This window comes from Kribbella sp. NBC_00709 (assembly GCF_036226565.1).
Classification (GTDB): domain Bacteria; phylum Actinomycetota; class Actinomycetes; order Propionibacteriales; family Kribbellaceae; genus Kribbella.
The window spans coordinates 4,071,018-4,093,158 of record NZ_CP108996.1 but is presented as its reverse complement, the minus strand read 5'-3'; the positions used below and the strand labels follow the sequence as shown (position 1 = coordinate 4,093,158).

21 protein-coding genes and 1 tRNA gene are annotated in these 22,141 nt (G+C 68.0%); 14 read left to right on the top strand and 8 right to left on the bottom strand.

What is annotated here, in order from left to right:
• Positions 1-49: 49 nt before the first annotated feature.
• The 3 genes from OHA18_RS20155 to OHA18_RS20145 are packed head-to-tail and all read left to right on the top strand — an operon-like array spanning position 50 to position 3,352.
• A complete protein-coding gene (locus OHA18_RS20155) occupies positions 50-1,648 on the top strand; it encodes a replication initiator (protein WP_329005697.1) in 1,599 nt (532 codons plus the stop codon).
• A 25-nt stretch (positions 1,649-1,673) separates the two neighbouring features.
• The gene (locus OHA18_RS20150; RefSeq protein ID WP_329005696.1) at positions 1,674-1,865 is read left to right on the top strand and encodes a helix-turn-helix transcriptional regulator; all 192 of its coding nucleotides are present in this window, start codon (positions 1,674-1,676) and stop codon (positions 1,863-1,865) included.
• A 14-nt stretch (positions 1,866-1,879) separates the two neighbouring features.
• The gene (locus OHA18_RS20145; RefSeq protein WP_329005695.1) at positions 1,880-3,352 is read left to right on the top strand and encodes a helix-turn-helix domain-containing protein; all 1,473 of its coding nucleotides are present in this window, start codon (positions 1,880-1,882) and stop codon (positions 3,350-3,352) included.
• Between the two features lie 27 nt (positions 3,353-3,379).
• On the opposite strand, the gene OHA18_RS20140 is transcribed toward OHA18_RS20145, so the two are convergent.
• Positions 3,380-3,452 (bottom strand) — tRNA-Thr (locus OHA18_RS20140).
• Between the two features lie 27 nt (positions 3,453-3,479).
• Here OHA18_RS20140 and OHA18_RS20135 point away from each other — a divergent pair.
• A complete protein-coding gene (locus tag OHA18_RS20135) occupies positions 3,480-4,688 on the top strand; it encodes an MFS transporter (protein WP_329005694.1) in 1,209 nt (402 codons plus the stop codon).
• Here the strand turns inward: OHA18_RS20135 and OHA18_RS20130 are convergent.
• Positions 4,618-5,961 carry an MFS transporter gene (locus OHA18_RS20130; protein WP_329005693.1) on the bottom strand — a complete coding sequence of 448 codons (1,344 nt, stop codon included), beginning with the start codon at positions 5,959-5,961 and terminating at the stop codon, positions 4,618-4,620. The two genes, OHA18_RS20135 and OHA18_RS20130, sit on opposite strands and share 71 nt — an antisense overlap.
• A gap of 39 nt (positions 5,962-6,000) precedes the next feature.
• Here OHA18_RS20130 and OHA18_RS20125 point away from each other — a divergent pair, with 39 nt between their 5' ends.
• Together OHA18_RS20125 and OHA18_RS20120 are read left to right on the top strand one after the other, a co-directional pair.
• Positions 6,001-7,386 (top strand): pyridoxal phosphate-dependent decarboxylase family protein, encoded by a 1,386-nt coding sequence (locus tag OHA18_RS20125; RefSeq protein ID WP_329005692.1) that lies wholly within the window; start codon positions 6,001-6,003, stop codon positions 7,384-7,386.
• Between the two features lie 48 nt (positions 7,387-7,434).
• Positions 7,435-7,725 carry a DUF4287 domain-containing protein gene (locus OHA18_RS20120; protein ID WP_329005691.1) on the top strand — a complete coding sequence of 97 codons (291 nt, stop codon included), beginning with the start codon at positions 7,435-7,437 and terminating at the stop codon, positions 7,723-7,725.
• Here the strand turns inward: OHA18_RS20120 and OHA18_RS20115 are convergent.
• Both OHA18_RS20115 and OHA18_RS20110 read right to left on the bottom strand, forming a co-directional pair.
• Positions 7,715-8,677 carry a GNAT family N-acetyltransferase gene (locus tag OHA18_RS20115; protein ID WP_329005690.1) on the bottom strand — a complete coding sequence of 321 codons (963 nt, stop codon included), beginning with the start codon at positions 8,675-8,677 and terminating at the stop codon, positions 7,715-7,717. The two genes, OHA18_RS20120 and OHA18_RS20115, sit on opposite strands and share 11 nt — an antisense overlap.
• Positions 8,678-8,683: 6 nt before the next feature.
• A complete protein-coding gene (locus OHA18_RS20110) occupies positions 8,684-9,097 on the bottom strand; it encodes an AMIN-like domain-containing (lipo)protein (protein ID WP_329005689.1) in 414 nt (137 codons plus the stop codon).
• Positions 9,098-9,392: 295 nt separating this feature from the next.
• Between OHA18_RS20110 and OHA18_RS20105 the strand changes: the two genes are divergently transcribed.
• Genes OHA18_RS20105 through OHA18_RS20095 form a run of 3 tightly spaced genes read left to right on the top strand, consistent with a single transcriptional unit; the run spans position 9,393 to position 11,447 of the window.
• Positions 9,393-10,133 carry a TrmH family RNA methyltransferase gene (locus OHA18_RS20105; protein WP_329005688.1) on the top strand — a complete coding sequence of 247 codons (741 nt, stop codon included), beginning with the start codon at positions 9,393-9,395 and terminating at the stop codon, positions 10,131-10,133.
• Positions 10,134-10,189: 56 nt separating this feature from the next.
• Positions 10,190-10,714, top strand: a complete 525-nt coding sequence (locus tag OHA18_RS20100; RefSeq protein WP_329005687.1) for a SigE family RNA polymerase sigma factor — start codon at positions 10,190-10,192, stop codon at positions 10,712-10,714.
• Position 10,715: 1 nt separating this feature from the next.
• Positions 10,716-11,447 carry a hypothetical protein gene (locus OHA18_RS20095; protein ID WP_329005686.1) on the top strand — a complete coding sequence of 244 codons (732 nt, stop codon included), beginning with the start codon at positions 10,716-10,718 and terminating at the stop codon, positions 11,445-11,447.
• On the opposite strand, the gene OHA18_RS20090 is transcribed toward OHA18_RS20095, so the two are convergent.
• Complete coding sequence (locus OHA18_RS20090; protein ID WP_329005685.1) at positions 11,437-12,090, bottom strand: SecDF P1 head subdomain-containing protein; 654 nt, start codon at positions 12,088-12,090, stop codon at positions 11,437-11,439. The genes OHA18_RS20095 and OHA18_RS20090 overlap by 11 nt on opposite strands.
• Before the next feature lie 27 nt (positions 12,091-12,117).
• Complete coding sequence (locus tag OHA18_RS20085) at positions 12,118-13,011, bottom strand: GIY-YIG nuclease family protein (protein ID WP_329005683.1); 894 nt, start codon at positions 13,009-13,011, stop codon at positions 12,118-12,120.
• A gap of 170 nt (positions 13,012-13,181) precedes the next feature.
• Here OHA18_RS20085 and OHA18_RS20080 point away from each other — a divergent pair, with 170 nt between their 5' ends.
• The 3 genes from OHA18_RS20080 to OHA18_RS20070 are packed head-to-tail and all read left to right on the top strand — an operon-like array spanning position 13,182 to position 17,891.
• Positions 13,182-16,205, top strand: a complete 3,024-nt coding sequence (locus OHA18_RS20080) for a PQQ-dependent sugar dehydrogenase (protein WP_329005682.1) — start codon at positions 13,182-13,184, stop codon at positions 16,203-16,205.
• Positions 16,206-16,247: 42 nt separating this feature from the next.
• A complete protein-coding gene (locus OHA18_RS20075) occupies positions 16,248-17,363 on the top strand; it encodes a serine hydrolase domain-containing protein (protein ID WP_329005681.1) in 1,116 nt (371 codons plus the stop codon).
• A gap of 39 nt (positions 17,364-17,402) precedes the next feature.
• Positions 17,403-17,891 carry a VOC family protein gene (locus tag OHA18_RS20070; RefSeq protein WP_329005680.1) on the top strand — a complete coding sequence of 163 codons (489 nt, stop codon included), beginning with the start codon at positions 17,403-17,405 and terminating at the stop codon, positions 17,889-17,891.
• A 22-nt stretch (positions 17,892-17,913) separates the two neighbouring features.
• On the opposite strand, the gene OHA18_RS20065 is transcribed toward OHA18_RS20070, so the two are convergent.
• Positions 17,914-18,762, bottom strand: a complete 849-nt coding sequence (locus OHA18_RS20065; protein ID WP_329005679.1) for an MBL fold metallo-hydrolase — start codon at positions 18,760-18,762, stop codon at positions 17,914-17,916.
• A 421-nt stretch (positions 18,763-19,183) separates the two neighbouring features.
• On the opposite strand from OHA18_RS20065, the gene OHA18_RS20060 reads away from it, so the two are divergent.
• Both OHA18_RS20060 and OHA18_RS20055 read left to right on the top strand, forming a co-directional pair.
• On the top strand, positions 19,184-20,512 hold the full coding sequence (locus OHA18_RS20060; RefSeq protein ID WP_329005678.1) for an FAD-binding oxidoreductase: 1,329 nt from the start codon (positions 19,184-19,186) through the stop codon (positions 20,510-20,512).
• Positions 20,509-21,309: an SDR family NAD(P)-dependent oxidoreductase gene (locus OHA18_RS20055; RefSeq protein ID WP_329005677.1), complete on the top strand. Its 801-nt coding sequence runs from the start codon at positions 20,509-20,511 to the stop codon at positions 21,307-21,309. The genes OHA18_RS20060 and OHA18_RS20055 overlap by 4 nt, the downstream gene beginning before the upstream one ends.
• Here OHA18_RS20055 and OHA18_RS20050 read toward each other — a convergent pair.
• Positions 21,302-22,141, bottom strand: coding sequence for an EamA family transporter (locus OHA18_RS20050; protein WP_329005676.1), 840 nt, complete (start codon positions 22,139-22,141; stop codon positions 21,302-21,304). The genes OHA18_RS20055 and OHA18_RS20050 overlap by 8 nt on opposite strands.

The window sequence follows — 22,141 nt, the reverse complement described above, 5'->3', positions numbered from 1 at the left end:
TGCAAAATCTCCGGTCCACCCCGCCAGAGCAACGAGAGGAGACCCCACCATGACAACCACCCAAAACACCAAGAACGAAAGCACCGCAACGGCGATCGACGTCCTTAACGGGCTCCTCGGCGGCATCGAGATCGTCTCAGTCCACGAACCCAAGTCGGGCCGGAAGTTCGTCCCCGGAGCCGACAACAGCAACACACCGACCAACGCCGTCGAACACGCACTCCAGCGCGCCGCACGCACCGCGGACTACAACGCCTGGCTCGAACACACCGCCTCCGCAGGCGGCTGCGTCGCACCGATCCGGCTCCGGGGTGAGTCCCACGTAGTCTCCGAACGAACTGGCCGCATTGTCTCCACTCGCCACACCGACGACATGCCTGGCCAGGTGCTCTACAAAGCCTGCGGAAACCGCCGCGCAGCCGTCTGCCCATCCTGTGCGGAGACCTACCGGGGCGACACCTACCAACTCGTCCTGGCGGGCCTCCAAGGCGGCAAAGGCATCCCGGCCACCGTCGCGCAACACCCGTCCGCGTTCGTCACCTTCACCGCCCCCACCTTCGGCCCCGTACACGGCACCCGCGCCATCCGCACTCGAGACGGCCAGATCCGCAACCGGCCCTGCCGACCCCGCCGCGAACCCGACCTGTGCACCCACGGCGTCGACATGCGCTGCCACCAGACCCACCGCGACGGCGAGAAGATCCTCGGCACGCCGCTATGCCTGGACTGCTACGACCACGACCACCAGGTCGTCTGGAACGCCCTCTCAGGCGAACTATGGCGACGCACCATGGAGCGCGCCAAAGACATCCTCCGCGTCGAAGCCAAGAAGCACAGCGCGACGGTCAAGCTCTCCTACGGCAAAGTCGCCGAACTCCAAGCACGTGGGGTCGCCCACTTCCACGCCCTCATGCGCCTCGACGGCGTCGATCCCCTAGACCCCAGCGCGATCGAGCCCCCGGCATGTGCTGCGACCTTCACCATGCTCGCCGAGGCCGTACGTCGCGCCGCCGTTGCCACCCGGTTCCGGTCCCTGCCACACCCCGACAACCCCGACGGCTGGCTCATCGCCTGGGGAACCCAGCTCGACATACGGGTAGTACGACAAGCCGTAGACGGAGCCATCACGGACACCGCCGTTGCCGGGTACCTCGCCAAGTACGCCACCAAGGGCGCCGAAGCCACCGGCCACTCCTCGGCACGCCTCACCGCCGCGACCGTCCACCGGTACGCCAACCACTACAGCCATGCCGGCCGATTGGTCGACGCCTGCTGGCGACTCGGACGCCCCGGCTCCGACCTGGACGAAACCGAAGCAGCCAAGAACTCCGGACGGCTGTCCTACCGACGACTCCAGAAGTGGGCACACATGCTCGGCTTCGGCGGCCACTTCTCCACCAAATCCCGCCAGTACTCCACCACCCTCAAAGCCCTACGCGAGGCACGGGCGAACTGGCGACGCGACCAGCACCGCACCCAGGACCACACCGACGATGTCGAAACCACACTCATCGTCGGCAACTTCACCTACGCAGGCACCGGCTGGAAGACCACCGGCGACGCGCTACTCGCCAACTCCGCCGCCGCCAAGGCCCGCGAACACCGACGCCTCATCAAAGAACTGCTTGCCGAGGACAACAACCACTGACACGTAACTGTCAAAGGAGGAAATGATGATGGTCGCAAGTCTCGAACGACGATGGACGGTGGACGACGTCTCGGTCTACCTGGGTGTGCCAGTGAAGACGCTCTATAAGTGGCGCTGCCATGGATACGGACCAGAAGCGGTGCGCATCGGTAAGCACCTGCGCTACGACCCGGACGAGGTAGTTGCCTGGTTCAACGCACAAAAGTCGGCGTCGTAGACGGGAGTCGACCGATGCCAAGGAAGCCACTAGAGCTGGGCTCATGGGGCAAGATCCGCACATACATTGATCATGTCGACAAGAACGGCAAAGCCGACAGCTACCGATCCGTCGCCTACTTCCGTGACTTCGACGGCACGACCCGGCAGGTCGAAGCGAACGGGAAGTCCAAGACAGCGGCTGAGAACAACCTCCAGAACAAGCTGAAGGAGCGCGCACAACTCGCACGGTCCGGCATGCTCACCTCGATGACCCGGATTTCGACGGCGGCCGATGTGTACCTGGCGAAACTCGAATCGATGGTCAAGGACGACAAACGGTCCCCCGGAACGTTGTACACCTATCAGCAGCAGTACAGGACCAACCTGTTGCCGCGCATCGGTGAGGTCCGACTCGGCGAAGCCACAACACCGCTCCTGGATAAAGTCATCACCGCCATCAAAGATGAAGTCGGTGCAGTCTCGGCCAAGACGTGCAAGAGCGTCATCTCAGGCATTCTGTCGCTCGCCGTTCGTCATGGGGCCATCCGCTCGAACCCAGTCCGCGAAATCGAGTCGATCGAGGCCGCGCCGAAGAAGGTGCCTCGTGCACTCACTGCTCAGGAGCGGGATGCCTGGTTTGCAATGGTGTCCAAGGACGACCGGGCTGTGCGGGCCGACATCCCTGACCTCTCCCTCTTCATGCTCGCCACCGGAGTTCGAATTGCAGAGTCCCTTGGTGTCCTCTGGGCTGAAGTGGATCTCGACTCCGGGGAAGTTGCAATCACATCGCAGATCAACAGGGTGCCTGGGCACGGCCTTGTCCGACGACGCACAAAGTCTCGTGCGGGCAACCGCGTGCTCAGCTTGCCGTCCTGGGCTATCGCCATGCTGGAGCGGCGGTTTAGCGCGGGGGTTCGACTGGATAGCCCCGTGTTCTCCGATGGCTTGGGCGGATTCCGGGACCCCAACAACGTCCGGAAGGACCTTCGTCTAGCTCGACAGCCGATCGGCAGTCAGGTCCGCCGCGAACTCGGGCAGGAGTTGCGAAGGGCGCGTCGAGACGCTGGTCTCATTCAGACGGAGGCCGCACAGCGGCTGGGATGGTCGAAGAACCGCGTCAGCCTGGTGGAGACCGCTCGGGTACGCGTCGACTTATCGGACGCGAAGCGGCTACTGGATCTCTACCGGACGTCACGCACCGTCCGTGCGTCCGTTCTCGACCTCGTCGCACGCGCTGGAGAGCCGTCGGTCGCCGATGAGCTGGCATGGGTCACCTCGCACATCTTCCGCAAGACGACGGCGACCGTCCTGGACGAGGCCGGCCAAACCGCGCGGCAGGTTGCCGACCAACTCGGGCAGTCCCGTCCATCGATGACACAGGACGTGTACTTCGGTCGGAAGGCCCGGAACCCCGAAGCCGCCCAGGCGCTCGACAAGGTCATGCCTGGTGCTCCGGACGAGGAAAACCATGGGGTAAACCATGGCCCGGAGGTCTCTGGTTTATGACCTCCAAGGCATGTTCCCTGGTCGGAGAGCCGGTGAGGGGACTCGAACCCCTAACCCCCGCTTTACAAGAGCGGTGCGCTGCCAGTTGCGCCACACCGGCGGGTGTGCGGGTACATAGTAGTGGATTGTGTGGGGGTTGCTGCGGGGGTCGGTGGGGTTTCGGCGGTTGTGGGGGGCTCGGTCGGTCTCGGTTCTGGGGGACTCGCTGGGGCTCGTGGCGTTGCTGCTGTATGTGCAGGGGGCGACCGGGGCCGCGTTGTCGGTGGCGTTGCTGCTGTTGGCGGGGGATTTTGTGCCGGGGTTGTTCGGGGCGGTGGCGGGGGCGATCGGGGATCGGTTCGATCTCAAGCGGGTGATGGTGACGTGCGACCTGGTGCAGGGGGTGCTGACCCTCGGGATCGCAAGCATCCTGCCGCCGTTGCCGGTGTTGCTGGCGATGGTTGCGGTCAGGAGTGTCGCGGCGACGGTGTTTCAGGCGAGTTCGCGGAGCGCGATGCCGGGGTTGGTGGAGGACGAGCAGCTCGAGGCGGCGAACTCGGCCCTCGGTGCCGGGACGTACGGGCTGGAGGCGATCGGTCCGCTGATCGCGGCAGCACTGTTCCTGGTCACCGACGTACGCGGGGTTCTGCTGATCGATGCGGCGACGTTCTTCGTGTCGGCCACCATGCTGAGTCGGTTGCCGCGGATTCCGCGGGCTGAGCCATCGGGGTACAGCCTCATCAAGGACGCAAAGGACGGGCTCGGGTACATCTGGCGGGCCAGGGCGGTTCGCGTGATCGGGATCGGTTTCTTCGCGGTGGTCGCGTTCAACGGGGTGGACGATGTCGCGATGGTGTTCCTCGCGAAGGACGAGCTGCACGGGAGCGACTCGGCGGCGTCGACGTTGTACGCCGGGGCGGGGATCGGGCTGATCGTCGGATTCATGATCCTGGCGAGGTACGCGGGCCGCTTGAAGATGCCGACGTTGATCGTGCTCGGGTTCGCGGTGAGCAGCGTGGGGAACCTGGTCACCGGGCTCGCCTGGGCGATCTGGGCGGCGCTCGCGTTGCAGGTGATCCGCGGGCTCGGGATCGCGTGCGTCGACGTCGGCGTCAACACTCACCTGCAGCGCGTCGTACCGGCGCAGATGCGGAGTCGCGTGTTCGGCAATCTGTACGGCGCGATCGGGCTGGCGGCTGGGATCTCGTACGTCTGCGGCGGGTTGCTGCTGCAGCACACGGACGCCCGTACGACGTTCATCACCGCGGGCGCGGGCGGGCTGCTCGCTACGGTTGCGACTGCGATCGGAGTTCGGCGATCGGCCGGCGGAGAGCACGAGCCCCCGGTACGGCGATGAGCGCGATCGCGGCCATCACCAGGAACGCGGCGGCCGGGTGGTCGACGAGCAGTCCGACGACGACCGCAACCACCAGGCCACCGAGGTTGCCGGCCATCCAGATCAGGCCGGCGGCGGTGCCTTCGGCCTCTCCGGTACGGCGCTCTACCAGCTCGAGCACGATCGGGAGGGCGGGCAGTAGGAGCAGGCCGATCAGGGTGATCGCGACGAAGCCGGTCAGGACACCTGGGGCGAGTGCCAGGAGGACGCAGGCCGCGGCGGTGGCGGTGAGGCTGACGACGAGGAGGGTGGACTCGGCGTGGCGGCGTACGACGAGGATCGGGATGGTCGCGCTGCCGACGACGCCGGCGACGACGTTGACCAGCAGGATGGTGCTTGCGGTACCGCCGGTGACGCCGGCGGGTTCGAGGAGGGCCTGGGCGAAGGTGCTCATGGCAACGAACACGCCGAACGGGAAGAGCGCGAGCACGCACAGCCGGCGGATCAACGGGTCACCCCACGCGGCCGCCAACGCGCCGCGACCGGGCGGGAGAGGCGAGCCGGAGCCGGCGGACGCGGCCGGCGCATCGGTGGGCGCTGCTGCGGCGTCGCCATGCGCGATTGCGGCCGGGCCATCAGGGTGGGTGGCTGCGGTGGCGGGTGGGTCTTCCTGGGGGGTCAGCGGTGCGTAGTCGAAGTAGGCGATCGTCGTGGCCGGGTGAGCGGGGTCGAAGGCGCCCGGGCGGCGTACGACGAGGGTCAGGACGGCTGCTGACAGAACGCAGAAGATGGCGGTGATCAGGAGCATCGTCGGGAGGGACGATGCGGTGGTGAAGATTGCCGAGAGGAGGAAGGCGATCACCATGCCGGCGAAGATGCTGGCGGTGCCGGCCGCGATGCCGGTGGGACGGTCCTTCGCGGAGAGGTAGCGGCCGGTGATGCCGGTGACCGCGTTCAGGACCAGGGGCTGGGCGATCGAGGCCAGGATCTGACCGGCCAGAAGCCAGCCGAAGTCGTCGCCGATCAGCCTCACCAGAGCGCCAAGAGCCGTCAAAAGCGCGCCTGCGATCAGGGCGCCCCGGAACCAGCGGTCCAGCAAGAGTCCGCACGGGATCGCGAGTACGACGTACAGCAGCGGGAACACCTGCGCCAGCCAGCCGATCGCGCTCTCGGAGACGCCGTACCGGCCTGCCGCGACGGTCGTGACGCCGGCGAAGTTCAGCCAGACGAGCTGGGTTGCCGCGCCGACCAACGAGTAGCCGACGATCGCCGACCACTGACTCCGCATCCGCATGGGCGAACTGTAGCGCCGGTACTGGCGTACAAAGGAGGAATGGTTGATTGGGAGGGGCCGCTGTCCGAGGCGTACGACCGGGCGCTGACCTATCTGAAGAGTTTCCCGGAGCGACGGGTCGGTCCACGAGCGACGGCAGAAGAGCTGCACCAAGCCCTCGGCGGTCCGCTGCCGACCGGGCCGACGGATCCGCGTGAGGTGGTTGAACACCTTGCGAAAGGGGTCGACGACGGACTGTTGCCGAGCGGGAGTGGACGCTTCTTCGGGTTCGTGTTCGGCGGCGCCACGCCCGCGTCGCTCGCCGCGGACTGGCTCACGACGGTCTGGGACCAGAACGCCGGTCTGTACGCCGCCTCGCCCGCGGCCGCCGTGGTGGAGGACATCACCGCGCGGTGGCTGGTCGAGCTGTTCGGGCTGCCGGCAACCACGTCCGTCGGATTCGTCACCGGCGCGCAGATGGCGAACTTCACCGCGTTGGCGGCGGCCAGGCATGAGGTACTGCGTCGCGCCGGATGGGATGCGGAGCGTCAAGGGCTGAGCGGGTCGCCGAAGATCCGCGTGCTGGCCGGAGCCGAGCGGCACGACACGATCGATCGAGCGCTGCGGTTCCTGGGGCTGGGGACGGACTGCATCGAGCCGATCCCGGTCGACGACCAGGGCAGGATGCGCGCCGATGCACTCGCCGAGGCGCTCGGTTCGAAGGACAGCCCCACGATCGTCTGTGCTCAGGCCGGGAACGTGAACACCGGGGCGTTCGATCCGATCGCGGAGATCTGCGGGATCGCGCACGCCCACCGAACCTGGGTCCATGTCGACGGAGCGTTCGGCTTGTGGGCCGCGGTCAGTCCGGGCCTCAGGCAACTAGTCGCCGGCGTCGATCAGGCCGACTCCTGGGCGACCGATGCGCACAAGTGGCTCAACGTGCCGTACGACTCCGGCATCGTCCTCTGCGCCCATCCCGAGCCGCACCGGGCCGCGATGTCGATCCGGGCCGCTTACCTGATCCAGGACGAGAACGGCGAACGCGACTCGCTCGACTACAACCCGGAGTTCTCCCGGCGGGCCCGCGGCATCCCGGTGTACGCCGCCCTTCGCGCGCTCGGACGTGATGGTGTCAGCGAGATCGTCGACCGCTGCCACGCGATGGCACAGAGATTTGCGGACCGCCTCCGGGCCGGCGACGTACAGGTCCTCAACGACGTCGTCCTCAACCAGGTTCTGGTCCGCTTCGGCGACGACGACGCCCTCACCCGGCGCGTGGTCACCGAGGTCCAGAACGAAGGCACCTGCTGGATGTCCGGCACCACCTGGCAGGGCAAGGCCGCTATGCGGATCTCGGTCTCCAACTGGACCACCGGCCCTGGCGACATCGACCGCTCGGCAGCCGCCGTACTGAAAGTCTTCCAGCGGCTGTCGATTTCCTAGCCGGTCGTTCGACGCACAGGCGTACGACGACCACAGGAGGAAACGAACATGTCGTTCCAGGCGTACTTGGACAAGATCGAAGAGAAGACCGGCCGGACCCCGCGGGAGCTGGTCGACGAGGCCGTCAAGCGGGGGTACACGGAGGTCAAGGCCGGGGTGATCTGCGACTGGCTGAAAGAGGACTACGACCTCGGCCGCGGCCATGCGATGGCGCTCGTGCACGTGATCAAGAACGGTTCGCGGATCAGCGACAAGCACGTCGGCACCACGGGCACCCACTCAGACCCGAGCAACCTGCTCTGGCTCGATGGGAAGGCGACCAACCCGCTCAACGCGTAGCCGGGATGGTGCGGCGCCACCCCTCGAGGACCAGAGTGGGACGCATGCCGACGGACAGGTAGAGGTGCAGCGCCGGGGTCGGGTTGTTGGTGTCGACGTGCAGGATCGTGCCGGTCCGGCCGGCGGCCGCGTCGAGGGCGAAGGCGTCGCGGAGCAGGTAGGTGGCCAGGCCTCGCCCCCGGGCCGCCTCGATCACGCCGAGCCCTTCGATATGGCCGCAATTCTCGATCTCGACATCCCGATCGCTGCAGTCCCGGAACGCGACTGCTTTCCCGTCCAGCTCGAGCAACGTGAACTGGGACCACGAGAAATTGGCGTACGCCGCGCGCGCCTCGAGCCATTCCTCGTGCGGACGAGCAACAAAACCGAATTGCCCGCGAAAACAGTCGATGATGACATCGTGAGCGATCCGGCGGGTCCGGTCGTCGTCCGCGCCACGGTGAACGACGTACCCGGCCGGTACGTCGGGGGCGGCGACTGGTCCGGTGTGGTCGATCCGCATCCGGTTGAACGTCGTACCGGTGCTGAATTCGCGCTCGGACAGCAGTTCACGCAGTGCCGCGTCGGCGCGGTAGACGTAGCTGTCGACAGTGACGTGCGCGTGGCCTGCTTCGCGTCCCATCTCCGCCGCGCGGCGCAGGGACCGGTCGAACAGCCAGCCCGCGACCATCGCGTCCTGTGACAGCACCTCGATCTCGGCCACTTCGCGATCGCCCTTGCCGAAGGCTGTCCCGTAGCCGACCGGCACGTCGTACCGGTCGAGTACCAGCCAGCCGTCGGTCCGGGGGTCGAAGTCCGGATCAACGATGCCGTTGGTGATGTCGGCCAGTGTGCAGTCGGCGGATCCGATCACAGCGGTGTTGTACGCCGAGACGAGGGCGAAGATCGCCCGGGAATCGGCAGGCGCAGGAGGCCGGACCGTGTACTCGGCCGGCAGTACGGCGGTGGCCATCGCGCCTCACCACCGATGGGCGATGTCGACGACGACTCGGCTACCGGAGCCCGGACCGTCGAGGGTGAACACGCGGAACGGCAGACGGGCACGCAGTCCGATCCCTACCCAGGCGGCACCTTCGGTGTCACCGGCGTACGAGATCTGGCGAAGGGTGCGGTATCCGGCGACGTTCGCCAGCTCGTCCTGGTTCGGCGGCTGGAACGCCCAGTGGCCGGCGTCGTCGAACGCGCGGACGCCGAGCATCAGCTCCAGCTTCGCGCCACCACGGAGTGGAACGAGATGACCGGCGCCGGCGCGGTAGACATCCGGAACGTACCGCGCGGAGTACGCGGTCGGTGTGCTGGTGACATCGAAGACGATGCGGTCGAAGCAGGCGTGCCGGCCGGCGCGGACCGTGGCCAGCGTAGCCGTGCTCACCCTGTTACTTGCCTCCGGCAAAGAACCCCAGGCGGTCTGGCAGCCGGTGGCGGCGGAGGCGGTTGCGGGTACGGCGACAGCTGGAACTGCCGCCACCGCGAGTAAGGCGATCGTGGTTCGGATGGAATGGAACAGCTTCATTTTGTCCCCCCTTTGAGACACTTGTTCGATGCATTTCGGGAGGCAGAAGTTGAGATAATCTTAAGTGCCCGGAATTCGACGCTAGGTGACGGCATTCAATTGCTTGAACCCGGCTGTTGCCGGACTACGATGTCGTCCGGCGTACCGTAGGCGGGTGGATTCGAAGAAGTCGCCGCGGGACAAGTGGATCACGGTGTACGGGCGCAAGCCCGTGCTGGAGGCGCTGCACGACCCGAGCCTGTCGGTGGCGAAGGTGGTGCTGGCGGACAACGCGACCGGGCAGTCCATGCAGGAGATCCTCAGAGCGGCGGAGAGGTACGGGACGCCCGTCGAGCGGGCCACGCCCAGCCGCGTGAAGTGGCTGGCCGGGAACGGGAAGCACGACCAGGGCGTCGTCGCGGACGTGGACGCGCCGCGGATGACTCCGCTGGAGGAGTTCGTCCGCACTCGCGGGAAGCGGCCGACGAACGTGTTCCTGCTCGACGGCGTCACCAACCCGGGCAACGTCGGCATGATCCTGCGGACCGCGACCGGCGCCGGCTTCGACGGGGTGATCCTGCCCAAGGCCGGTACGCCGCACGTCGGGCCGCTCGTGATCAAGGCATCGGCCGGTGTCGCGTTCCAGGCGCCGATCGTGAACACGTCCACGGCCAGGACCGCGGTCGACCTGCTGCGTACGGCGGGGTACCACGTCTACGGTCTGAGCGCCCGCTCGCAGGACTCGCTGTTCAAGGCCGAGCTCGCCCCACGCGCGGTCTACGTGCTCGGCGGCGAGACCAACGGCATCACGGTGTCGACCGACTCCGACCTGCAGATCCCGCTGCACGCCGGTGTGGAGTCGCTGAACGTCGCCGTTGCCGCCGCGATCGTCGCGTTCGAGGTCACGAACCGCTGATGCAACCGATCCTCGCGCCGATGCGTTCATTACGCAGCCCGAGGTGAGGAGACTGCGTGAACAGCGAAGCGGAGAGCGAGTACACCGCCTTCGTGACCCATCACGCCAACGCGATGTGGCGTACGGCGTACCTGCTCTGCGGGGACCGGCGCCGGGCCGAGGACGCGACGCAGGAGGCGCTGCTCCGCCTGTACCGGCGCTGGCCGAAGCTGCGCAGCATGGGCGGCATCGTCGCGTACGCGCGGAAGGTGGTCGTCTCGGCGACCCTCGACGGACTACGCCGCCGGTCGAGCACCGAGCTCGTCGGCGGTGATAGCTACTTCACCGCCGAGGCCGATCCCACCGACCACGTCGGCCGGGTCGAGCACCGCCTGGTGATCACCCAGGCGCTCGCCGGGCTCCCGGAGCGGCAACGGGCCTGCGTCGTACTGCGGTACTTCGACGACCTGTCCGTCGAGGAGACCGCCGACGTACTGGGGTGCCGGCCCGGGACTGTGAAGAGTCAGACGATGCGTGCGCTCGACAAGCTCCGCCTGCACCCGGCCCTTGCCGACCTCGACCTCGCCGAACTGGGAGGCTGACATGACGAACCAGCTCAAGAACCTGATGACCGAGGCCGCCGACGCGCAGGCGCCGTACGTCCCCGACGTCGACAGCCTGCTGCAGACCGGTCGCCGGCAGGTACGGCGACGCCGGGTGACGGCCGCGATTGCGACAGCGGCCGCCGTTGCTGTGGTCGCGGGTGCGACGACGATCGCCGTCGGCACGATCAACGGATCCGAGGCCCCCGTCGCTCCGGCGCTGATGCCGACCCGGACGCCGCTCCGGACGCCCCTTTCGGTGCCGTCCGGCGGCAGCACGGGCCTGTGCACCACCGCGGACGGTTCGGGATCCGACGGCTGGCTGTGGCCGAAGGTCGTCCTGTACGCCCAGGACACGTTCGGGATGTCGATGGTGCGGCGGTCGACGACCGGCGGCATCGCGTTCTGCACGACCGAGTGGGGCAACGGGGCGAGGCGCTCCGTCGTACTGGGCGGCGCGAAGAACGGGATCGTGCTCCGCAAGGGCGCCGCGGAAGGTCGCGGCGCGCTCTCCGGGTCGAGCGTGACGACCGTGTTCGGCACGGTGCCGCGCGGGACTCCCCCACGCGTCACGGTCCAGACCGCCGACGGGCATGTCGGCGTCGCGAAGGTCAAGGACGGGTACTTCGTCTACCGCCGGGTCGAGCACTCGCCCTGGCCGGGGCCTGCTCCGCGCGCGATCGTCCGGTTCAAGTACGCGGGCAAAGCGGAGTACGTCGCGGCTAGCCGGTGATCTTGGCGGCGAGGTCCTCGGCGCTCTGGCGGTCGTAGGTGCCGGCGATCTCGACTTTCCCGCCGGAGATCGCCGACTGGACCGACGCTGCGGTGACGACCTGGCCCCGCACGACGATCGCCAGTTGGTTCGCAGGGGGGACCTGCTTGGCGAGGGCGGCGGTGAGCTGCTCGAACAGCGTGGCGCCCTTCGCGTCGAGCGTCAGGCCGACGTACCAGCCGCCGGTCGTCGAGTCCTCCTGGACCGCTGCCTTGACCTCGGACACGTTGTTGCCGTCGAGCTCGACCTTGCCGAGGGTGTAGCGCATCCCGCTCGCGTCGCACGCCGTACCTGCGGGCGACGGCGTCGGGCAGGTGCCGGCCTTCGCCGAGAGGACTCGACGGAACTCGACCGCGGCCGGGTCCGACGGCTTCGTCCGCGTCGTCGGAGTCGCATCCGGCTTCGCGTCGCTCCGGTTCACGACCACGATGACAGCGGTCGCGATGATGATGCCGAGAAGCAACACGAGTCCGCTGACCAGGAGCACGAGTCCGCGCGACCGTTTCGGCGGCGGCTGCGAGGGAAAGAGCGGTGGCAGCGGCGGCTGGTTCGGCGGTCCCTGCGGGTACGGCGGCTGGTTCGGAGGGACCGGCGGCTGCGTCATGGGACACCATGCTACGTAGTCGGGAAGTCACGCCTTGAGCAGACGTACCGCAAGCTCGGCGTTCCGTTGGGCGAACGTCCGCCACAGTTCCGGCGTCGCCGCGACCCGTTCCCGAGCCGTCGCCTCCCCCATCGCACGCTGCGTCCACGTGCTCATCCGGCCGGCCCGCAGCTCGAACCGCACGAGTAAGCCGTCGGCCCAGCCGTACACGTCCGCGTCGCGCGGCTCGAGCCACGCGACCTTCTGCTCGGCGACGATCCAGTCGAGTGCCTCGATCTCACCCTGGACCTTGGCCGCGAACTCGTACCGCAATCCGCCCGCGGCGCCATCGCGCCGACGTACCAGCTCGTCGCGCAGCCTGTTGACCGCGGCCGGATCCCGTTGCAGTACAGCGATCGCAGTACGCGCCAGCGCCTCGCGGTCCCCCGGTCCGATCCCGAACAGCCGGCCGAACTCCTCGGCCGAACCATCGCCTTCCACCGTGTACTGCAGCGGCAGCACCCGATGCAGGCCGGAGATCGCCTGCCGGATCCGCAAGCCGCCGAGGTACGGACCGAAGTGCGGTGACGAACCGGTGACTGTGTGCTCGAACCGCAACCCCGGTTTGGATCCGGTCGCGAGCCGGATATAGCCGACGACCTCCGCGCCACCTTCGGTGCGGTTCCATCGCGGCTTCGAATGCTCGAGCAGGTTGCGTTCCAGAAACGCCGCCTCGTGCTCGGAGTCGCACGAGACGCCTTCCACCCGGGCGATCCGCCGTACCATCCGGGTCAGGTGCGGACGGTCGCCGACATTGACCCAATACGACCGCACGCGCCGGCGCAGATTCCGGGCCCGGCCGATATACAGCACCTTCCCCGCGTCGTCGCGGAAACGGTAGACACCGGGCACTGTCGGCAACTCCCGGACGCTGCTGATCATCAGCCCAGTGTGCCCGGTCCGACCGTGCGAGTGACATTCGGTTGAGTGTTTGAAACGAATGCGGATCCGGGGTTGCGCGCCGACGATGCGGCGACCATTCTGGCGAGCGATCCGAGTGCTCGTTGGGGGCTGTGAGGGCGGGCGCCGGACTTGGGAGGCTGGGGGGCTTCGTGAGGTTTTCTGCCAAGTGGCTGCGTCGTGCGCTGCCTGCGTTGTGTGTACTGGTGTTGCTGCCGCTCGCTGTGATCGCACCGGCACAGGCCGCGGTCGCGCCGACCGGATTCAGCGAGCAGGTGGTGTTCACCGGACTGACCAATCCGACGAATGTCGCGTTCTCGCCCGACGGCCGGGTGTTCGTCGCCGAGAAGAGCGGACTGATCAAGGTCTTCGACTCGCTCGACGATCCGACGCCGAGCGTGTACGCCGATCTGCGCACCGAGGTCTACAACTACTGGGACCGCGGCCTGCTCGGCATGGCGCTGAACCCAAACTTCCCAACGGATCCACGGATCTACGTGCTGTACACGCACGACGGGCTGATCGGCGGGCCGACGCCGAAGTGGGGTACGCCGGACACGACCGACGACCCCTGTCCGACTCCGCCCGGGCCGACCGGTGACGGCTGCCAGGCCAGCGCGCGACTCTCGGTGCTCAACGCGAACGGCGCCGAGCAGGTGCTGGTCGAAGACTGGTGCCAGGTGTATCCGAGCCACTCGATCGGCTCGATCGAGTTCGGCCCGGACGGGATGCTGTACGCCGGTGGTGGCGACGGCGCCAGCTTCAACTACGTCGACTACGGCCAGGACAGTTACCCCGCGTCCGACGTCACCCCCGACAACCCTTGTGGTGACGGGCCCGCACCCGTCGGCGCGACGCTCACCCCGCCGACCGCCGAAGGTGGAGCGCTCCGGGCGCAGGACGTCAGGACACCAGGCGATCCGACCAGTCTCGACGGTTCGATCATCCGCATCGATCCCGACACCGGTCAGGCCGCGCCCGGCAACCCGGCGTTGAGCAGCGCTGACCTGAACACCCGTCGCATCGTCGCGAACGGCATGCGCAACCCGATGCGGTTCACGTTCCGGCCCGGGACCAAGGAGATGTGGATCGGCGACGTCGGCTACTCGACCTGGGAGGAGATCAACCGGGTCGTCGATCCGACCGCCAAGGTCACGAACTTCGGCTGGCCGTGCTACGAAGGCGCCGGCCGCCAACCCGGGTACGACTCGATCAACGTCAGCCTCTGCGAGAACCTGTACGCCGCCGGCCCGTCCGCGGTCACCGCGCCGTACTACGCGTACAAGCACACCGACCACATCGTCGACGGGGAGTCCTGCACCGTCGGCAGCTCGTCGATCTCCGGCATGCAGTTCTACGGCGGCGGGAACTACCCGGCCGGCTACGACGGCGCGTTGTTCTTCGCGGACTACAGCCGGCGCTGCGTGTGGGCGATGATGCCCGGCGCGGACGGTCTGCCGGATCCCGCGAAGATCCAGACGTTCGCGTCCGGGTACGGCGCGACGAAGCTGCAGACCGGTCCCGGTGGGGACCTGTTCGCGGTCGACTACGACAACGGGCGGGTCCTCCGGTACGTGTACGACGCGACGAACAACCCGCCGACCGCCGTCATCCACGCCGACCCGTCCAGCGGGCCGACGCCACTCGCGGTGACGTTCGACGGGACTGCCTCCAACGACGCCGACGGCAATCCGTTGACATACGCGTGGGACCTGGACGGGGACGGCGTCTACGACGACTCGACAGCGGCGACCGTGCAGCACACCTACATGACCACGGGCGAAGTGGTCGCGCGGTTGAAGGTGTCCGACGGCCATACGACCGGTACGACGTCCATGCAGATCAACGTGGCGAATACGGCGCCGACCGCGCTGATCACGGCACCTGGTCCGGCGACGACGTGGAAGGTCGGGGACACGATCAGCTTCTCGGGTTCGGCGACCGATCCCGAACAGGGGACGCTGCCGGCGTCGGCGCTGACCTGGTCGCTGATCATGCATCACTGTCCGAGCGACTGTCACACGCACACGATCACGTCGATGACCGGGGCGACCGGTTCGTTCACGGCGCCGGATCACGAGTATCCGTCGTACCTCGAACTGAAGTTGACCGCGACGGACGCTCAGGGGCTGACCGATACCAAGAGCGTGCGGCTCGATCCGAAGACCGTCGGGCTGCGGCTCGCCTCCTCTCCGGCCGGGTTGCCGGTGACCTCGCTGGATACCACGGCGAAGACCCCCTTCACCTCCACCGTGATCGTCGGGTCGAGTATGTCGGTGGCCGCGGATCCGACCCAGCCTGTGTCGAACCAGCTCTACCGGTTCGCGACCTGGTCGGACGGTGGCGCACGGAACCACAACCTGGTTGCGCCGGCGGCGGCGACGACATACACAGCGGCGTACGGCGTGAAGCGGAACCTCGCCCGTGGCCGACCGGCCGTTGCCTCCAGCACCTATCTTGCCGGGCGGGAGGCGACGAAGGCGGTCGACGGGTCGATGACCACGGCATGGTCGAGCGCGCGGACCGATCCGCAGTGGCTCCGGATCGATCTGGGTTCGGTGCAGGTGGTCAACCGGGTGCTGCTCAACTGGCTGTCGACGGCGTACGCGAAGTCGTATCAGATCCAGGTCTCCGGGAGCGGGCGGACGTGGAAGACCGTCGCCTCGACGGTGAGTGGTGACGGCGCCACGGACAGCATCGTGTTCTCGCCGAACTTCGCGCGGTACGTGCGGATCAACGCGACCAAACGTGCTGTTGCCGGCAGCTACTACTCGCTGTGGGAGTTCGGCGTCTTCCAGGACAGCGGTCTCGCGACCGGGATCGGCGGCAAGTGCATCGACGTGTACCAGGCCGCGACCGCTGACGGTACGCCGACGACGCTCTACACCTGCAAGTCGTCGGTGAACCAGCTGTGGATCCCGTCACTCGAGGACGGCACCGTGCGCACGATGGGGAAATGCCTGTCGGCCCGCACCGCAGCGCTCAACACCCCGGCGGTGTTGTGGACCTGCGACGGTTCACCCGGCCAACGCTGGCTGCCTCAGGCCAACGGCACCTTGGCCAACGCAGCGTCCGGTCTGTGTCTCAACGCGACCGGCGGTTCGAGCGCCAACGGCACCAAACTGATCCTCGCCACCTGCACCGGCGCGACGAACCAGAAGTGGGTGCTGCCGTAATTCGGTCGTTCTGGCGGCCGTGCCGGACCTATCGTCTAGCCCATGAGCAAGGGTTGGGTGGACGAGGGGTACGGCGCGGTCGCGGACACGTTCGCGGAGAACTTCTCGCTGTTTCCGGAGCTGGGCGCGGCCGTCACGGTGTACGCCGGCGGGCGCAAGGTGGTCGAGCTGTGGGACGGGGACGCTGCCCCGGGGCGGCCGTGGTCGGAGGAGACCGTCGTACCGGTGTTCTCCTGCGCGAAGGGGCTGGTGAGTGTCGTCGTACACCTGCTCGCACAGTCCGGACAGCTGTCGCTCGACGAGCCGATCGGGTCCTACTGGCCGTCGTTCGTTGCTGAGGGCAAGGAGGCGATCACCTGCCGGATGGTGCTCGATCATCGGGCCGGGATCCCGGTGCTGGACAAGACGCCTTCGTTCGAGGAGATCGCGGCCTGGACGCCGGTGATCACGGCGATCGAGGAGCAGCGACCGTTGTGGGAGCCGGGGACGGCGTACGAGTACCACGGGCATGTGTTCGGGTTCGTGCTCGGCGAGGTGGTGCGTCGGCTGACCGGACAGTTGCCGGGGGCATACTTCCGCTCCGTCCTCGGTGACCCGCTGGGGTTGCGGGCGTGGATCGGGCTGCCCGCGTCAGAGCTGCCGAACCTGGCCCGGCTGGAGGAGGCCGAGGGGCGTCCGCCGGCTTTGGATCCCGAGCACCTGCTGATGCGCATCGTGACGATGAACGGCGCACTCGTCTTCCCGGGTCTCGACGTACCGCACGGCTGGAACGATCCCGCCCTGCTCGCGATGGAGCTCCCTGGTGCCGGGGCTGTTGCCTCCGCGACGGGCCTCGCCGGTGTCTACGCGGCCGCGATCACCGGGCTCGACGGCGCCGACCCGCTGCTCTCTCGCGACACCGTCTCCGACGCGGCCCGCGAACTCTCGGCCGGCAAGAGCTACCTCGGCTTTGACGCCGGCGCACGCTGGGGCTCCGGCTTCCTGCTCGACTCCCCCTTCCGTCCAACCCTCGGCCCCCGCAGCCTTGCCAACGACGGCGCCGGCGGCCAGTTCGCCTTCGCGGACGACGACCACGGCATCGCCTTCGCCTACACGGCCAACCGAATGATCGGTCACGGCGACGCCCGCGCCGCGCGTCTCATCAAGGCACTTCAGTAGAGGACAAAAGCTGTCCTCTACCGCGGACATGATGGGGGTATGACAAAGAACCCCGGTGGTAAGGCGACTGTGACTCCGTACGTGGCCGTTCGCGGAGCGGCGGCCTGGCTCGAGTTCGTGCAGGAGGCGTTCGGGACGAAGCCGGCGTTCGCGGTCCCCAACGAGGACGGGACGATCGGGCACGCCGAGATCACGATCGGCGACTCGGTCGTGATGGCGTTCGACGCCCGGCCCGACTGGCCGGACACCCCGAGCTTCCTCAGCGTGTACGTCGACGACGCGGACGCCACAGTCGACCGCGCCGTCGCCGCCGGCGCGACCGTGATCACCGAGCTGACCACCTCCCGCATCGTCGGCGACCGCGGCGCTCGCATCAAGGACCGCGCCGGCAATATCTGGTGGATCCAGACCCACCTCTACGACGTAGACCCCGCCGACCTCCCCACCCTCTTCGCCGACCCCACCGAAGCCGCCACCATGCGCCGCCTCCAGGAGTCTTTCGCCACCGAAATGCGCTCCCGCACCTGAGCCGGATCGCAAGCAGGAGGAGTCAACAGACCGGATGCCAGGTGAAGGCTGCGCCGGATCGCTCGACGCGGCCGAGGCCAGGGAATGGCAAGTGATAGGCGTGGATCAGAAGGTGCTCGTCGGCAGCCCGCTCGAGGATTGCTCGGCGGCTGGTGATCGAGGCCGGCTGGTCCAGGTCCCAGGGGGTTGCCCAGTCCGGGTTGGTCAACTGGAGCGGGTCGTAGAAGGTGTCGCCGACGCAGAGGAGCCTGTCGCCCCTCGATTCCAGCAGGATCGCGGAGTGCCCTGGCGTGTGGCCGGCGGCCGCGACGGTGGTGACGCCAGGCAGAAGCTCTGCGCCGTGTTCGAATGGGCGCAGCCGCTTGCCGAACAAGCGGATCGTTTCGCGCGCAGCCTCGATATGCGGTTGGGCCGAAGGTGCGTCGACGGGACCCGACCAGAACGCGAGCTCCGAGGCGTGTGCGAACGCGACGGCCGCGGGGAAGCGTGCCTCCCCCGACCAGATGGCACCGCGCGAATGATCCTGGTGGAGGTGGGTGAACACGACCGCCGCCAGGTCCGATCGCGAGAAGCCGGCACTCTTCATACCGGCTTCGAGTTGGCCGACGAGCGGCTCGATGTACTCGCCGTACCCGAGGAAGCTCGCACCCAACCCGGTGTCCACAACCGCCATGCCATCGGGCGTACGGACGAACAAACAGTTGTACCCGCAGGTCAGAGTTAGCCGCCCGGCCGCGGCCCGCAGTACGTCGTCCGGGACGCCGGAGTCCGGCGTGAAGTAGTCATGTAGCGCCGGCTCGAACGGCGGCCCCGGTTGCCCGTCGCTGACGACCGCGCACTCCAGTTGACCGACCGAGAACTGGTAGAACATCGCGTCAGTCTCGCACCGCTCTGAGCCTTCGCGTGTGGATTGGGTGGTCGTGGGCCGTTGCCGACGGCCCTGAAAGGCTGCTGGTGCAGGAGCGGACCGACAACGCCGCCCGGTTGCAGCGCATCGTACTGCGGCCGTCTGCCAACCGACGGCGCCGAGGCGTTCGACGCCGAGGGCAACCTGGTGGACAGCGGGGTGGAGACGACGCTGGTGACGATCCGGCTGGGGTGAGGTGGACCTGGGTGCATGCATAACCCCGCATTCCGACGCATGAGACGCTCAAACGCTGGGTTATGCATGCACCCAGGTCCATCCCAGACGAAATAGCCTCGCGAAGTGTGATGTGCGTTTGTTCACGTCACATGAGCTGCTCGGCTGACGTCAGGTGTTTGTTCGACGAGGACAAACGCAAAGGAACGTCATGAGTGCAATAGTCGAAGGATTCGGTGGGGAGATTGTCGGGCCGAACGACGCGGGATACGACGCCGCGAGCCGGACCGTGCTGGTCGGGGGCAGCCCGGCGTACGTCCTCAGGCCCGAAAGTGTCGAGGACGTCCAGAAGGCCGTCGCGTACGCCGTCGAGAGCGGGCTGCCGCTGGCCGTCCGTGGCGGCGGGCACGCGTTCGCGGGTTTCGGGACGAACGACGGCGGGGTGGTGATCGACCTCGGCAAGCTGGCCGGGATCGAGGTCGTCGACAAGGAGCGGCACGTCGTACGGATCGGCGGCGGTGCCACCTGGGGGCAGGTCGCGGCCGCGCTGGCGCCGCACGGGCTGGCGATCTCGTCGGGTGACACCAAGAGCGTCGGTGTCGGTGGGCTGACGCTGACCGGCGGGCTCGGGTGGAAGGTGCGCAAGTACGGTCTCGCGCTGGACCAGCTGGTCGCAGTGCAGCTCGTGACCGCCGCGGGTGCGGTGGTCCGCGCCGCCGAGGACGAGAACCCCGAGCTGTTCTGGGCGGTCCGCGGTGGTGGAGGCAACTTCGGGATCGTGACCGCGTTCGAGTTCGCGGCGCACCCGACGACCGATATCTTCTTCGGCAAGATCGCCTTCCCGGCCAACGAGATCGCCGAGGTGCTCCAGGGCTGGGCGGCCTATCAGCGCACCGCGCCGGTGGAGCTCACCTCGATCGCGACGTTCGCGAACCCGTTCCTCGGCGGTCCCGAGGCGCCGCTGGAGATCGAGATCGCGTTCGACGGTGACGACGCGGAGCTCGCCGCCCAGGCGATCGATCCGATCCGCCAGCTCGGCACGGTGCTCGCCGACGACGTCGCGCTCCGGCCGTACGCCGAGGTTCTGGTGGACGGCGTTGCGCCGCCGCCCGGGATCCAGCTGATCACCCGGAGTGCCTTTGTCGACAAGGATTCCGTCCCGGAGGTACTGCGGATCCTCGCCGAGACCGGGGCCTCGCAGGGCTCGCCGATCATGGCCGTCCGCACCGTCGGCGGAGCCGTTGCCAAGGTCGCGGCCGACGCGACGGCGTACGCGCACCGCGAGGCGGAACTGATGTTCGCCACGACCACGATCGGCCCGCCGCCGGTGATCGCGGCGACCGGTCCGGCCCGGCAGGAGCTCTGGGACAAGCTCACGCCACAGGTCAGCGGCGCGTACGCGAACTTCCTGTCCGACGCCGAGGACGCCGATGTGGCCGCGGTCTACCCGGCGGCGACGTACGAGCGGCTCGCGGCCGTCAAGCGCGAGTACGACCCGGCCAACCTCTTTGCAGCCAACCACAATGTGAGGCCCGCATGAGCAAGGTCTGGTTCGTCACCGGCTCGTCCCGCGGTCTCGGCCGGCACTTCGTCGAGGCCGCCCTGTCCCGCGGGGACCGAGTGGCCGCGACGGCCCGGAAGAGCCTCAGCGAGTTGATCGACAAGTACGGCGACGCCGTGCTCCCGCTCGAACTCGACGTCACCGACAAGGCTGCTGTCTTCGGGGCGGTCGAGCAGGCCAAGGAGCATTTCGGCCGCCTGGACGTGATCGTGAACAACGCCGGCTACGGCCTGTCCGGGGCGGTCGAGGAGTTCACCGAGCAGCAGCTGCGCGACCAGCTCGAGACCAACTTCTTCGGACCGGTCTGGGTGGTGCAGGCCGCGTTGCCGTACCTGCGCGAGCAGGGCAGCGGTCACATCATCCAGATCTCGTCGGTCGCGGGGCTGACCGGGTTCTTGCTCGGCAGCGGGTACTGCGCGTCCAAGTGGGCGCTCGAGGGCCTGAGCGAAGCGCTGGCCCAGGAGGTCGCCGGCTTCGGGATCAAGGTGACGGTGGTCGAGCCCGGCGGGTACGCGACCGAGGGCCTGACGGGAGGGGTGGCCGCCACGCCGAACCCGCTGTACGACGGCCAGCGCAAGGCCCTGATGGACTACGTGTCGTCGGTGACCTTCGACGACCCGGCTGCGGCCGGGCCGGCGATCCTCGAGCTCGCCGACTCCCCCAACCCGCCGCTCCGGGTCTTCTTCGGCCAGGGCTTCGAGCTGGTGCAGCAGGCGTACGCCGACCGCCTGAAGACCTGGGAAGACTGGCAGGAGTTGTCGCTGAAGGCTATCTAGCTTCGCGATGCAGCCCGACCGCGACGACGATGATCGCAACCGCAGCCAGCTCGGCCGGCTGCGGGAACTGCCGCAGTACGACGGCACCGATCACCGTCGCCGTGGCGGGCAGCAACGCGAGCATCAACGCGAACGTGGACCGCTTCAGCCGCGCCATCGCGAGCTGATCCGCGACGTACGGAATCACCGACGAGCACACCCCGACCCCGATGGCCGCGGCGAGCAGTCCGGGATCGGTGAAGGCCGGGACGGCCGCGCGCAGGCCGACCGGTAGCGCGAGCACGGTCGCGACTCCCATCGCGAGCGCCAGACCGTCGATCCGCCGCAGTCCTTCCACCCGCGACATCCGATGCCCGAGGACGACGTACCCCGCGAACAGCACCGCATTGAGCGTGGTGAACACCAACCCGATCCAGTCGTGGGACAGCCGGATGTCGGTCAGCACGTAGACGCCGGCGACGGCGAGCACCAGCGCCAGCAGGTTCCGCCGGGAGCGGACCGCGATCGCCGCCAGGACGATCACCGGCGCGAACTCCGCTGCCGCGACCGTGCCGAGCGGGATGCGCTCGATCGCCAGGTAGAACGAGCAGTTCATCACCGCGAGGACCGCGCCCCAGCCGATCACCAGCCGGCGCGTGTTCCACGCCAGCAAGCCCCAGGCCCGCCACGGCCGCCGCCAGATCGAGAAGATCACCCCGGCCGCCGCGATCCGCAGCCAGGCCACGCCGAGCGGGTCGATCCGCGCGAACAGCAGCACCGCCAGCGCCGGGCCCAGGTAATGGAAGACCGCGCTGACGACGAAGTACGCCTGTGGCGGAACGGTTCGTCGCAC

Coding starts and splice junctions, on each gene's coding strand:
- OHA18_RS20155 (WP_329005697.1), top strand. CDS start 50: ATGACAACCACCCAAAACACCAAGAACGAAAGCACCGCAACGGCGATC.
- OHA18_RS20150 (WP_329005696.1), top strand. CDS start 1,674: ATGATGGTCGCAAGTCTCGAACGACGATGGACGGTGGACGACGTCTCG.
- OHA18_RS20145 (WP_329005695.1), top strand. CDS start 1,880: ATGCCAAGGAAGCCACTAGAGCTGGGCTCATGGGGCAAGATCCGCACA.
- OHA18_RS20130 (WP_329005693.1), bottom strand. CDS start 5,961: ATGCGGATGCGGAGTCAGTGGTCGGCGATCGTCGGCTACTCGTTGGTC.
- OHA18_RS20125 (WP_329005692.1), top strand. CDS start 6,001: ATGGTTGATTGGGAGGGGCCGCTGTCCGAGGCGTACGACCGGGCGCTG.
- OHA18_RS20120 (WP_329005691.1), top strand. CDS start 7,435: ATGTCGTTCCAGGCGTACTTGGACAAGATCGAAGAGAAGACCGGCCGG.
- OHA18_RS20115 (WP_329005690.1), bottom strand. CDS start 8,677: ATGGCCACCGCCGTACTGCCGGCCGAGTACACGGTCCGGCCTCCTGCG.
- OHA18_RS20095 (WP_329005686.1), top strand. CDS start 10,716: ATGACGAACCAGCTCAAGAACCTGATGACCGAGGCCGCCGACGCGCAG.
- OHA18_RS20090 (WP_329005685.1), bottom strand. CDS start 12,090: ATGACGCAGCCGCCGGTCCCTCCGAACCAGCCGCCGTACCCGCAGGGA.
- OHA18_RS20085 (WP_329005683.1), bottom strand. CDS start 13,011: ATGATCAGCAGCGTCCGGGAGTTGCCGACAGTGCCCGGTGTCTACCGT.
- OHA18_RS20075 (WP_329005681.1), top strand. CDS start 16,248: ATGAGCAAGGGTTGGGTGGACGAGGGGTACGGCGCGGTCGCGGACACG.
- OHA18_RS20070 (WP_329005680.1), top strand. CDS start 17,403: ATGACAAAGAACCCCGGTGGTAAGGCGACTGTGACTCCGTACGTGGCC.
- OHA18_RS20065 (WP_329005679.1), bottom strand. CDS start 18,762: ATGTTCTACCAGTTCTCGGTCGGTCAACTGGAGTGCGCGGTCGTCAGC.
- OHA18_RS20060 (WP_329005678.1), top strand. CDS start 19,184: ATGAGTGCAATAGTCGAAGGATTCGGTGGGGAGATTGTCGGGCCGAAC.
- OHA18_RS20055 (WP_329005677.1), top strand. CDS start 20,509: ATGAGCAAGGTCTGGTTCGTCACCGGCTCGTCCCGCGGTCTCGGCCGG.